This window comes from Kitasatospora sp. NPDC005856 (assembly GCF_040629945.1).
Taxonomy (GTDB): domain Bacteria; phylum Actinomycetota; class Actinomycetes; order Streptomycetales; family Streptomycetaceae; genus Kitasatospora.
The window spans coordinates 13,338-25,356 of record NZ_JBEXWT010000034.1 but is presented as its reverse complement, the minus strand read 5'-3'; the positions used below and the strand labels follow the sequence as shown (position 1 = coordinate 25,356).

The 12,019-nt window shown below is 72.0% G+C and carries 9 protein-coding genes and 1 pseudogene; 6 read left to right on the top strand and 4 right to left on the bottom strand.

All coding sequences use genetic code 11. The annotated features are described in order from the left end of the window. Nucleotides 1-2 precede the first annotated feature (2 nt). Together ABZ449_RS21395 and ABZ449_RS21390 are read right to left on the bottom strand one after the other, a co-directional pair. Entirely contained in the window at nucleotides 3-743 is a 741-nt protein-coding gene (locus tag ABZ449_RS21395) for a hypothetical protein (protein WP_360347975.1), read from the bottom strand. 252 nt (nucleotides 744-995) lie between these two features. Then, nucleotides 996-2,312 (bottom strand): helix-turn-helix domain-containing protein, encoded by a 1,317-nt coding sequence (locus tag ABZ449_RS21390; protein WP_360347972.1) that lies wholly within the window; start codon nucleotides 2,310-2,312, stop codon nucleotides 996-998. Between the two features lie 367 nt (nucleotides 2,313-2,679). Between ABZ449_RS21390 and ABZ449_RS21385 the strand changes: the two genes are divergently transcribed. Next, nucleotides 2,680-4,521, top strand: a complete 1,842-nt coding sequence (locus ABZ449_RS21385) for an endonuclease/exonuclease/phosphatase family protein (RefSeq protein WP_360347969.1) — start codon at nucleotides 2,680-2,682, stop codon at nucleotides 4,519-4,521. 210 nt (nucleotides 4,522-4,731) lie between these two features. On the opposite strand, the gene ABZ449_RS21380 is transcribed toward ABZ449_RS21385, so the two are convergent. Further along, complete coding sequence (locus ABZ449_RS21380; RefSeq protein ID WP_360347966.1) at nucleotides 4,732-5,328, bottom strand: RICIN domain-containing protein; 597 nt, start codon at nucleotides 5,326-5,328, stop codon at nucleotides 4,732-4,734. 158 nt (nucleotides 5,329-5,486) lie between these two features. Here ABZ449_RS21380 and ABZ449_RS21375 point away from each other — a divergent pair, with 158 nt between their 5' ends. From ABZ449_RS21375 to menC, 5 genes and pseudogenes are all read left to right on the top strand, one after another. Further along, the gene (locus ABZ449_RS21375; protein WP_360347963.1) at nucleotides 5,487-6,476 is read left to right on the top strand and encodes a helix-turn-helix domain-containing protein; all 990 of its coding nucleotides are present in this window, start codon (nucleotides 5,487-5,489) and stop codon (nucleotides 6,474-6,476) included. A gap of 167 nt (nucleotides 6,477-6,643) precedes the next feature. Beyond that, nucleotides 6,644-8,224 carry a serine hydrolase domain-containing protein gene (locus ABZ449_RS21370; protein ID WP_360347960.1) on the top strand — a complete coding sequence of 527 codons (1,581 nt, stop codon included), beginning with the start codon at nucleotides 6,644-6,646 and terminating at the stop codon, nucleotides 8,222-8,224. Between the two features lie 220 nt (nucleotides 8,225-8,444). Beyond that, a pseudogene (locus ABZ449_RS21365) lies at nucleotides 8,445-8,861 on the top strand (helix-turn-helix domain-containing protein); the annotation flags it as partial. 146 nt (nucleotides 8,862-9,007) lie between these two features. After that, the gene (locus tag ABZ449_RS21360; protein ID WP_360347958.1) at nucleotides 9,008-9,817 is read left to right on the top strand and encodes a GNAT family N-acetyltransferase; all 810 of its coding nucleotides are present in this window, start codon (nucleotides 9,008-9,010) and stop codon (nucleotides 9,815-9,817) included. Continuing rightward, on the top strand, nucleotides 9,814-10,923 hold the full coding sequence (gene menC / locus ABZ449_RS21355) for an o-succinylbenzoate synthase (protein WP_360347955.1): 1,110 nt from the start codon (nucleotides 9,814-9,816) through the stop codon (nucleotides 10,921-10,923). The genes ABZ449_RS21360 and menC overlap by 4 nt, the downstream gene beginning before the upstream one ends. Nucleotides 10,924-11,082: 159 nt before the next feature. On the opposite strand, the gene ABZ449_RS21350 is transcribed toward menC, so the two are convergent. Beyond that, nucleotides 11,083-11,970, bottom strand: coding sequence for a LysR family transcriptional regulator (locus tag ABZ449_RS21350; RefSeq protein ID WP_360347952.1), 888 nt, complete (start codon nucleotides 11,968-11,970; stop codon nucleotides 11,083-11,085). Between the last annotated feature and the right edge of the window lie 49 nt (nucleotides 11,971-12,019).

Genomic DNA, 12,019 nt, shown 5'->3' with positions numbered 1-12,019 from the left:
GGTCACCTCCCCTGGCTTCCGGAGGGGAAGAAGCCCCCGACCTGGGTCTTGGGGTAGAGCAGGGTGTGCGCGCCGATGAGAGTGGCGGGCTGGAGGACGGTGCCGGCGGGGACGATCACGCCGTCGCCGATCACCGCGCCGAACTTGGTCTGGCCGGTGGGTACCCGGCGGCCGTCGAGGTGGGCGCACATCTCCTCGGTGGCCGGTTCGGTGACCGGGCCGGAGGTGACGCGCAGGCCGGTGGTGGAGACGAACGCCCCGATGTTGACGCCGAGGCCGAGTACGGAGTCGCCGACGAAGCTGGTGTGCTTCATGAAGACCCCGCCGGTCAGCAGGGAGCGGGTGACCTCGGCGCCGAAGCCGATCCGGCAGCCGGGGCCGATGACGGTGGTGTCGCGCACCCGGGCCCCGGCCTCGATCACCGCGCCGGGGCAGACCAGCACCGGGCCGGTGACGTGGGCGCCCTCCGCGATGACGGCACCGGCCGCCACGATCACACGGCCCCGCACGATCGCGCCAGGCTCGATCACCCCGGTGGTCTGCGGCAGTGGGATGTCCAGGCGTCCGGCCAGCAGGTCGGTGACGGCCTTCTTGATGCCGAAGACGGTGTGGCAGCGGTTCAGCAGGTGCCGCACAACCGGGTCGGTGATGGCCGCGGTGTCGATGTAGTAGGCGGGGGTGGTGCGGTGGTCGACGTGCTCCGGGGCGGTGTCGATCGTGGGCGTGTCGGTCAGCCGGGGCATGGCTGGGTCTCCTCTCGGGCGAGCGAGTGGAAGAGGCGGCGGTCGTGGCGGCCCCGCGGCGCCCGGGAGACGGGCAGGTCCGGCGAGGTGGCCGAGTGTCGGCCCGCTGGCGGACCGCGATGCCGACGTGAGGGGCGCCGTGCGTGGGTGTGTCAGGGCCTTCGGCAACAGGGGGTGCGGACGTTCTCCAGTGAACTACCGCGACGAAGGCCGGATCCGTAGCCGCACTACGGGCCGTGGTCCGGCTACGGATCAGATGATCTGCACGCCCGCGCGCTCGGCGAAGTCCCGGATACCGGGCAGCTTGCGGTCGTGCCGCACCAGGCCGGTGGCGAGGTCACGGACCGCGCCGCGCCGGACTTCCTGCGGGGCGGCCTCCTCGGCGGCCAGCAGGGCCCGGTAGCACTGCGCGGGCCTGCCCCACTGGTCGAACGCGCGGGCCACGTCGATGAAGAACCGGGCCTGCCGCTCGGCGGTCGGCAGAGCGGCCGGGTCGATCGTGGAGGCCAGCTCGATCGCCTTCCCGGCGTCGCCGAGCTCGTAGTGCACGGACAGCTCGTGCAGGGCGACACCCCGGATGCCGTCCACCTGGCCTGAGGTGCGGCCGGCGGCCGCGGCGCTGTCCGCGGCCTCCCGGATCAGGGCGTGAGCGTAGGACCGGTCGCCGGACTTCGCGGCGGTGTAGGCCGCGGTGGCGTACAGGTCGCCGCGGACGGCCAGCCGGGCGGCTTCCGGCACCGTTCCGTCGGTGAGCAGTTCCTCGGCGGCGACCACCGCGATGTCCGTCGCACGGGCCAGGCTGCCCTGGCGGCGCCAGGAACTGGAGACCATCCGCTGGGCCTCGGCGGTGACCAGGGGGTCGCCGCCCAGCCGGGCGGCGGTCAACGCGCGGTCGGCGGTGATGGCCACGAGGTTGTTGGTGCCGACCTTGATGCACAGCCGCACCGCGACGTTGTAGAGCTGGGCGACGTTGCGGGCCCGCTCCTCGGGCGTGCCGACCAGTTCGGCGGCGGCGATCCGGCCCGGCAGGGCCTTGGCGAGGGCGTCGTACCGGGCCGCCTTGAACTCCTGGCGCGACATCACCAGGGAAGTGGCGACGCTCTCCTGGGTCGGTTCGCTGCGGGGAGCCGGGACCCGGTCCGCCCCGTACAGCAGGAGGTCTTCGAGGCCGCTCAACGGGGTCTTTCCCTCGGCATGGGCGGCCTGCCGGCCGACGGCAGGGGAGAAGAGGGCGGCAGCCGCCAGGGTCAGGAACGGGCGGCGTCGCACATCGTCCTCCTCGGCAGCGGAAGTGCTCGTCAGCGTAGCGGAGACGGCCCTGCGAGGACGCGTTCTCGGCCGCCCGGCGGCCGGTTGCGGCAGGGCGATCAGCTCGGCCAACTGCACCCCCAGTACATCGGCCAGCCGTTGAAGCAGCGTCAGGTCCTTGACCTGCTGCATGTCCCGCTCGACCTGGGACACCCAGTCCTCGCTGCGATCGAGCTCTGCGGCGATCCGGACCTGGGTCCAGCCCAGACCGGTACGGCGAAGCGCGATGAACCTGCCGAACGTGACGCCGATGCCCCCCACGCTGGCTCCCTGAACGCCGTGTTGACATCACTACGGACCGCTACCGTATCGAGTATCGGCGTCCCGGTGGCAGGAAAGCCGCATGTCGAAGCCCCGAGATCGAACACGTCGACGGGAGCGTGCGCGGGTCGTCCGTGCAGACCTGGCGGGGGCGGCCGTCTCCGGGTGGGCAAGCGCGGGCGTCGGAGCGGACGGCCGGTGCTTCGCAGCGCGGCAGGAGTGAGGTGGTGGTGTGGGGGCGGGTTTCGCGGCTTCGGTGGGGCGAAGCCGCGAGACGTCGGCCAGGACGTCAGCGGTCTCACGTGGACATGCGATCCGTTACCTTGATCGAATCCGGGGTCAAGGCCGGGTTCTGGTGAGGAGTTACGTGAGAACGTTCAAGTCCGTAGTGGCGCTACTGGGAAGCCTGGCTTTCCTGCTGACGGTGGGTGTCGTCGGGGCGTCGGCGGCCGTGGCAGCCGGCGATGTCGTGGATCCGGGCAGCGCGCCGCCGATCAGGGTTTCCACCTACAACCTGTGCGGTCACGCCTGCGTGGTGGCGGAGGGCACGCCACCCGAGATCGGCCTGCGTGAGGCCACGGTGGCCGCCGAAGGCACGGGCGCGTGGAACGCGGACGTGATCTTCCTTCAGGAGGTCTGCGAGTACCAGTACGACGACATCGCCACACGGCTTCCCGGATACACCGGGCACTACGCCAAGACCGTGGAGAAGGACGCGGTGATCGACGGGCACACGATCTGCCGGGGCTGGTCCTCCTACGGGATGGCCGTGTTCTCCAAGGGGGCGCGCCATGCCGACGCCGACCGGCCCGTCGAGGACGAGCGCGATGGCATCGTGAACCTGGATCTGAACGGCTACACCTCGAACGGTGTGCGCCAGGAGCCCGAGAACATCACGAGCCCCTGTATGAGGGTCTACCTGCAGAACCGTTCCACCTGGGTGTGCTCCGTCCACCTGTACTGGGGGGACGAGAGCATTCCGGCGAAGAAGGCCCTTCGTGACGCCGAGGCCGTGCGGCTCTCCGACACGGTGAAGCGATGGCAGGGCGAGAATGTCCCAGTCGTTCTGGGCGGTGACTTCAACACCCAGCCGTGGAACGACGGCACGAAGCCGTTCTACTCGCCGGAGGCCTACAGCAACACCCGGGGCACCGGAGCGATGACCGAGGTCGACGAGACGGACGTCGGCCCCGGCTTCTTCCAGAGCGTGTGCACCGGGAAACCCCGTTGTCGCTCCGGTGAGCGGACCAAGGACGACACCGTGCTGCGCGACCCGAACGGCGACGACACCGCCGACCGGAAGATCGACTACATCTTCTTCACCTCGAGCTTCTTCACCGATGAGCGGGGCGACGCGCTGCCGGTGAACCGTGACGTCTCCGACCACGCGATCCTGCACGGCGCGGCCCGGTGGCAGGACTGCGCATCCGCGACTCCGGCGGCGGGAGCGGTCTTCCGGGTGGACGCGGGCGGCGGACTGTACCGGTACGCCGGGAAGAGCGGGGGCACCCTCGCCGGAGCCTGCAAGGTCGGGTTCGGCTGGGGCGGCATGAAGCGCATCGCCCGCCAGGGCGACACCGTGGTCGCGGTGGACGGGAACGGGCTGCTGTGGCGGTACCCGGTCGACCCCGCCACCGGCTCCTACTCCGGCAGCACCCGTGTCCAGGTGGGCAGCGGACTGCAGAGCCTGAGCGACACCAAGGGAGCCCTGCTCGCCCCCGGTGACACCGACCACGACGGATATCCCGACCTGCTCGTGCGCGACGGACTCGGCGACCTGTGGCGGTACCCGGGCACGGCCGACGGCGGATACGCCCAGCAGGCCGCCGTGAAGCTCGACCCGCCCGCACCCGGCCAGGCCTGGGGCGACTACGACACACTGATCGCGGCCGGCGACTTCGCACGCGACGGGGCAGCCGCCCCCGACCTCGTCGCCCGGGACGCGGCCGGAGGCCTCTGGCTCCTCAAGGGCACCGCCACCGGCGGCTACCAGGCACCCGTCCCGATCGACAACGGCTGGCAGGTCTACACCGCTCTGGCCGCACCCGGCGATCTCGACGGCGACGGCAACCCGGACCTCGTAGCCCGCGACCACGAGAGCGGCAAGACCTACGGCTACCTCTGGTTCCACAAGGGCGACGGCACCGGCGGATACGCCCCGGGTGTGAGGATCGGCAACGGCTATCCCGACGGAGAAGTCCTCTTCTGACACCGGACAGACACCCCCTTCGATGCTGTTCCCGGGCGTCCGGGAGCAGCATCGAGGTATTTCCGGCCCGGAACTGGCGGCGGGTCGGACGGCCGGTGCTTCGCAGCGCGGCAGGAGTGAGGCGGGGGAGCGGGGGCGGGTCTCGCGGCTCCGGTGGGGCGAAGCCGCGAGACGTCGGTCACCGGGCGACGGTGGCCGGGCGGTCGGCCGTCACGCGGAGGCGGTCCACCGCTGCTCGGAACCGCCGGTGCAGGGCCACTGGACGACCGGGGCACCCGGTGTCGTGCTCGAACCGCCGACCGCGGCGCACATGTTGCTCACCCGGTTCCTGATCTGCGCGAAGCCCGTGTCCGGGTTCGAGCCGAAGTACCAGGTCTGCTCCGGCCCGCTGTCGCAGCCGTACTGGATCAGCTGGACGCCGGCGTTCTGCGAACTCGCCGGATCGGCCAGGCACTTGCCGCTGTTCTTGTTCCTGATCTCGTAGCCGCCGCCGGTGTTGGGCAGGGGGTAGAGGCCCCAGTACTGCTCGGCGCCGCCGTAACAGGACCACTGGATGACCCCGGCCCCGCCCGCCGTGCTCCCGCCCCCGACCGACAGGCAGTGCTGGCTGTTGAGGTTCCAGAGCTCCACGATCTCCCCGTCCCTGACCGAGGGGGACGAGACGGCGCCGCGGTGCTCCGTCGCGGTCGGTGCCGACGCCGAGGCCGGCGCCACCCCCGCCACGAACGCGACCGCGGCGAGCCCCATGGCCCCCGCGCCGAGCTTCGTCAGGGTGCGTGTCGCCGCGTTGTGGCCGGCGAGTCTCATCTGGTGTCCCCTTCGTCCGGATGTCATGTGGTGGATGATCAAGGGTCCTGGAGTCCCTTCAAGGGTGGGGCGGTGCGGTGAATCCAGGAAACGCCACGCCGATTGACCGGTCGAGTGATTCGATTTCTTTCGAATGGGCCGGCGAAGGAGGAGCGCTCGTGATCCGGATCCGCCTGGGCGCCCGGGGGCTGGGAGGCGTCAGGTTCGCGGTCTCGCCCGTGGGCTCCGCCAAGGACCTGCTCCGCCTCGTCGGCTACAGCCCGGGCACCCTGACCCCGTCGTGGCGGACCAGGGCCACGGACGCGCTGTCCCGGCACCGGCTCGGGTTGCTGGCCGTGGTCGGCGGAGGCGGCCCCCTCGGCTACGCCCCGGACTTCCTGCGGCCGGAGCCCCCGGCCTTCCTGACCGACATCGACACGGCGCTGCACCAGATCGCGACGACCCCGCAGGAGCGGATCCGCTACGAGCTGGCCGCCGCCGTCAACGGCCACTCCTGGGATCCCGGCGGCCACCCGCCGCCGCCCCAACTCCTGCGGGCCCTCGACCGCGGGGAGGACCACTTCGCGCGCCGTCTCGCCGACGAGATGGCGCGGTTCTGGCACGAGGCGCTGGAGCCCTCGTGGCCGGCCATCCGGGCCCGGCTGGAGGCCGACGTCGCCGCCCGGGCCGCCGAGATCGCCCGGCGCGGGCTCGCCGAGGTCCTCAACGCTCTGGCGCCGAACCTGGAGTGGCGCGACGGCGAACTGATCGTCCACCTCCGCACCGAGGGCATCCACCAGCTGACACTGGACGCGGACGCGGTCATCCTGACGCCGAGCGTCTTCGTCGACTGGGCGCTCTTCTGCGCCGGGGAGCCGCCCGGTGCGCCCAGCCCACGCATCCCGCTGATCGTCTACCCCGCCGCGCAGGTCGACTGCCTCCCACCGGAGCAGGACCATCCGCTGATCGGTGCGACGCGGCTGAAGCTCCTGGCCGAGCTGAGCCAGCCACGCTCCACGACGGAGCTCGCCCGGCGGCTCTACCTGAGCCCGGCCACCGTCTCCTACCACCTGCAACTCCTTCACCGCGCCGGGCTCGTGACCCGCACCCGGCGGTCCCGGCAGGTCCTCTACCAGCGGCTCGGCGGAGCGGCGCCAGGTCCCCGTTGAACGCCGCGTACGGTTGCGCCCCCCAGCCGGGACAGGGCGAGCGGCGGCGCACACGCCTCCGGGGCGCAGGCGGCACAGGGGCATGTCCTTTCGGCCAACGTTGGGCGAGCGGATTTTGCCGGTCAGGACAAACCCTCCGGGCAGCCGCGGCTGAGAGTCTGTGACGCATGGCCATCTCAACAACACTGTCCGAGCTCGTGGGCTCGGCGGTACGCCCGGGAGACCCGGGACTGTCCGTCGGGATCTACACCGACGGGAAGCTGATCCACCAGGCGTCGGCGGGGCTGGCGAGCGTGGAGTTCGAGGCGCCGGTCGACACCAGGACGCGGTTCGACATCGCTTCCATGAGCAAGCAGTTCACCGCCGCGGCGGCGTTGCTGCTGTGCCGGGACGGGCGGCTGTCGCTGGACGACGACATCCGGACGCACCTGCCCGAGCTGAAGCTGGCGGTGCCGGTGACCGTCGGTCAATGCCTGCGGCACACGGGCGGTCTGCGGGACTGGCTGGCCCTGATGACGATCGCCGGCCGCCCGCTGACGAGGATCACCCAGGATCAGACGCTGGCCTTCGTGGCAGGACTGACCGAGGTCGACTTCGACCCGGGGACCGCGTTCTCGTACTCCAACACGGGGTACGTCCTGGTCGCCTCGCTCGTGCGGCGGCTCACCGGCCGCACCCTGGGGGAGTTCACCACGGACCGGATGTTCACACCGCTGGGCATGAACGAGACCGTGTTCCGCGAGGACAGCCAGGAGCCGTTGCCGCGATTCGCCTACGGGTACGACGTCACCCGCGGTGCCGTCCGGCGCGCCGACACCGAGGAGTCCGCGGTCGGCGACGGCGGCCTGGCCACCAGCGTCGCCGACCTGGCGCCGTGGTTCGGATTCCTGCAGGACGGCCGGGTCCTGGGCGCCGACATCCGCGACGGGCTGGTGCGGCGGGTCGACTCCGGCGACGGGGAGGAGTGGCCGTACGCGCTGGGTCTCTACCACACGACGATCGCGGGCCACCCGGCGTTCGGCCACGCCGGCGGTGTCCCCGGATACCGCTCCCAGCTGCTGTTCATGCCGGACGCCGACCTCGGCGTGGCGCTGCTGAGCAACAACTCCTCGATCGACGCCGCGAAGCTGGCCACCCGGGTGCTCCGGCTGGCCGCCGGGCTGCCCGAGGACGATCCCGTCGAGCCGATGGCGCACCCGGCGGCCGCCGAGCCCGCCGCCCGGCTGACGGGGGACTGGCTGGATCCGCGATCCGGCCTCACCCTGCGGATCGACGCCGTGGGCAACGGCCGGATCCGCATCCACGACGCGCCGTCCGCCGGCGAGTTCGCACCGGCCGTCGACGGCAGCTGGCAGGGCCTGGAGGACAGCGCCGGCTTCTGGCTGCGGATGTCGTCCGGCACGATCAGGATCGGATCGGTGTACCGCCCCGGCCGCGCCACGGAGTACCGGCGCTGTCCCCCCGCGGCTGCCGGGGCCACGCTGCCACCGGCCGTCTACCGCAGTCCGGAGCTCGGCATCCTGGCGACGGTCACCCGGGACGGCACGCTCGAACTCGGCCTGGAGTTCGCCGGGACGATCGAACCGGCACCGGACGGCGCGTTCCGTGCGGGCGGCCTGATCAGCCTGCGCCCCAGCGGCGACGACCTCCTGATCAGCACGCACGGTGTCCACCGGATGCGCTTCGTCAGACAGCCCGACGACACCGCCCCCCTGGGACTTCCTCCCGGCCTCAACCGCGCCACCTGACGGCCCCCACCCGCTGCCCGCTCTCCGCCGCCCGCCCCGAGGTGTCCCTCATCGGCGTCCACTCCACCCGGTCCATCCCTGATCTTGCGTGGGTGTCCCCGGCTTCAGCCGGGGAGGGAAACGCATCCTCGGCCCGGAGGCGCGGAGCGCCGGAGTGACCGTGCACATTGTCAGTGGCCTGTGGCATGTTGATGACGGAGACCGAAAGGGGGTGGGCCGGGTGATCCGTGCGTACAAGTTCCTCATGCGGCCCACCGTCGGCCAGGCGCAGGCGCTCGCGGAGATGCTGCGGGATCACTGTTCGCTGTACAACGGGGCGTTGCAGGAGCGCCGAGAGGCCTACCGGCATGTCTCGAAGACGACCGTCCGGTACGGCGAGCAGTCGGCGCAGCTCAAGGAGATCCGGGCATTCGACCCCGAGCGTCAGGGCCGCTGGTCGTTCAGCTCACAGCAGGCCACTTTGCGTCGTCTCGACAAGGCGTTCGCCGCGTTCTTCCACCGGGTCAAGTCCGGTGACACACCCGGCTACCCCCGGTTCCGGGGCGTCAACTGGTTCGACACGGTCGACTTCCCGAAGGACGGCGACGGCTGCCGGTGGAACTCCACCCCGCACGACCCGGTCACCCGCGTCCGATTGGCCGAGCTGATCGACATCGACGATCCGGACCTGCGGTTGGCGCTGGCGCTGCGGCTACGGCTGCCGGACATCGACACAAAGGAGGCCAGGTGAACGTGGGCCCGGACGCCAACGGCCCGGCGCGGTCCGCCGAGCAGACTCGTCACATGGTCGATTCTCCTTCCGCCGACGCGGAACGGGCGGACGTCCGAATCCGGTTGCTTCGGACCGTACCCGAACTCCAGCAGGCCGACGCGGTGCTGCGCACCGTGTGGAACACCCCGGACACCGCCGAGCCACCGTTGGCCCTGGACGTGATGTGCGCGCTCGCCCACACCGGCGGCTACGTCGCGGCGGCGTACCTCGGGACGGCGATGGTCGGCGTGACCGCCGGGTTCCGCACCATCGGGGACAGTCTCCACTCGCACGTGGCCGGCGTACTGCCGGAAATGCACGGGCGCGGGATCGGCGCGGCGATGAAGTCGCACCAGCGGGAATGGGCCGCCCAGGCGGGCCTGACCTCGATCTCGTGGACGTACGACCCGCTGATCCGCCGCAACGCCTACTTCAACCTGCAACGGCTCGGGGCGGTCGCGGAGGCGTACCTGCCCGACTTCTACGGGCCGTTGGACGACGGCATCAACGACGGCGACGACTCCGACCGGCTGTTCGTCAGCTGGCCGGTGCACGGGACGCCGCACGCACCGGCACCGCTGCCGGACCTGGCCGCGGCGCAACCCGTGCTCGAAGCGGACGGCGACGGCGAGCCCGTACCGCGCGCCGCGACCGGCGACGTCCTGCGCTGTGTCACCCCGGCGGACGCCGAGTCCCTGCGGCGAAGGGACCCGGCCGCCGCCCGGCGCTGGCGCTCCGCGATGCGCCAGGCGCTCGGCGGCGCCCTGGAGAACGGTTACCGGATCGACGGGTTCGACCGCTCCGGCTGGTACGTCCTGCGACGGAAGGAGACATCGGAATGAAGCTGCGGCAGGTGGAGTTGCGCGAGGTGGCCCTGCCCCTGGTCGCGCCCTTCCGGACCTCACTGGGCACCCAGGAACACCGGAACTCGCTGCTGGTCAAGGTGACCACGGCCGACGGAGCCGTCGGCTGGGGCGAGTGCGTGGCCGACGACGATCCGACGTACAGCGCCGAGTACCTGGCCGGGGCCCGGGAAGTCGTCCGTGAGTTCCTGCTGCCCCGGTTGTCCCGGGCCCCCGGGCTGACCGCGGCGCTGGTGCCCGAGCTGCTCCGGCCGGTCAGAGGCAACCCGATGGCCAAGACGGCCGTCGAGATGGCGGTACTGGACGCCGAACTGCGGACCGCCGGCATCAGCCTCGCCCAGTACTTCGGGGCCACGCGCACCGAGCTCGCGGTCGGCGTGTCGGTCGGCATCACGGACACCGTCGACGAGCTCATCAGCGCCGTCGACGGCTATCTGCGCGCGGGCTACGCCCGGATCAAGCTGAAGATCGAACCGGGCTGGGACATCGAGCCGCTTCGCGCGGTCCGGGAGACGTTCGGCCCGGACATCGCCCTGCAGGTGGACGCCAACACCGCCTACAGTCCGGCGGACCAGCCCCACCTGCGCCGGCTCGACGCCTACGGGCTGACACTGATCGAGCAGCCGTTCGCCGCGGACGACCTGCTCTCGCACACCCGGCTGGCGGCCCGCATGGACACCCCGATCTGCCTGGACGAGTCGATCACCTCGGCCCGGGACGCGGCCACCGCCATCCGGCAGGAGGCGTGCTCGATCGTGAACATCAAGCCCGGCCGGGTCGGCGGGTACCTGGAAGCCCGCCGGATCCACGACCTGTGCCTGGCGAACGGCGTACCGGTGTGGTGCGGCGGCATGCTGGAGACCGGGCTGGGACGGGCGGCCAACCTGGCGCTGGCCGCTCTCCCGGGCTTCACCCTGCCCGGCGACATCTCGGCCTCGGCCCGCTACTACACCCGCGACATCACCGACCCCTTCGTCCTCCACGACGGCCGTCTGACCGTCCCCACCGGCCCGGGCATCGGCATCGTCCCCGACCCCGACGCCCTGCAAGCCGCCACCACCTCCACGGAACTCCTCACCGTCTGACCGGTCGTAGGGCCCCGGGGGCCGCACGCCGAGCCCGCTCGACGTGGTGTCGTGCGGCCCCGACAGGTGGTCCCACCCGTCCCACCCCGGCTCCGAGCCGCCGCCCCGCGCTCCGCCGCCCCGCGCTCCGCCGCCCCCCGACTCGCCGGCGGGCCGGTGTCACTGCCCCGCGTTCTGACCCGGCCACAGCCGCGCGGCCGTGCGGACCAGGCCGGCCAGGGCGAGGGAGCGGCTGTGCGCGGGCCAGACGATGTGGGTCACGACGGACGGTGCGTCGGTCAGGGGAACGGCCGCGTGCTCGGCCCACAGCCAGGATCGGGCGGAGTCGGGGACGACCGCCACGGTGCGTCCGAGGGCGATCAGCTGGGCCAGTTGTGTCTGGTTGTGGATCTCGGGGCCAGGACCGGGTGCGTAGGTGCCGCGGGTGGGCCAGCGGGCGAGCGGCAGACCGGGGACGTCCCTGACGTCGGCCAGGGACAGGGACTCGCGGGCGGCGAGGGGGTGCCCGGCCGGCAGGACGGCGACCTGCCCCTCGGCCTCCAGCGCCTCGCTGTCGAACCCGGTGAGGGAGTTCCACGGCGTGTACATGAGCGCGACGTCGGCGCGTCCGTCGCGCAGCAGCTCCTCCTGCTCGCGGATGCCGCACGGCAGCACCTCGATCTCGGCACTGTCGGGCTCGGCCGCGTAGGCGTCGAGGAGCTTCCGCAGCAGCTCGTGGGAGGCGGCGGCCTTCACCGCGAGGACCAGCCGGGCGCGGGGGCCGCCAGGGCTGTCGGCACCCCCGGCGCGCCGGGTGCGGCGCACGGCGGCGGCGGCCGCGTCGAGAGCCGCCCGGCCCTCCCGCAACAGCACCTCCCCGGCACCCGTCAGGCGCACACCACGGCGGTTGCGCTCCAGCAGACGGACCCCCAGGCGCCGTTCGAGCTGCTGGATCGCCCGCGACAGCGGCGGCTGGGCCATGCCGAGACGCCCGGCGGCGCGCCCGAAGTGCAACTCCTCGGCCACAGCCACGAAGTACCTCAACTCGCGGGTCTCCAGGGTGTCCACGGCCGCAGCATACGCGGTGATACCCGCCGGGTATGACAGGGCACCGTAC

What these genes read in the sequence shown, in the direction of transcription:
- ABZ449_RS21380 (WP_360347966.1), bottom strand. Translation starts at nt 5,328, where the DNA reads ATGAGACTCGCCGGCCACAACGCGGCGACACGCACCCTGACGAAGCTC.
- ABZ449_RS21370 (WP_360347960.1), top strand. Translation starts at nt 6,644, where the DNA reads ATGGCCATCTCAACAACACTGTCCGAGCTCGTGGGCTCGGCGGTACGC.
- ABZ449_RS21360 (WP_360347958.1), top strand. Translation starts at nt 9,008, where the DNA reads ATGGTCGATTCTCCTTCCGCCGACGCGGAACGGGCGGACGTCCGAATC.
- menC (WP_360347955.1), top strand. Translation starts at nt 9,814, where the DNA reads ATGAAGCTGCGGCAGGTGGAGTTGCGCGAGGTGGCCCTGCCCCTGGTC.
- ABZ449_RS21395 (WP_360347975.1), bottom strand. Translation starts at nt 743, where the DNA reads ATGCCCCGGCTGACCGACACGCCCACGATCGACACCGCCCCGGAGCAC.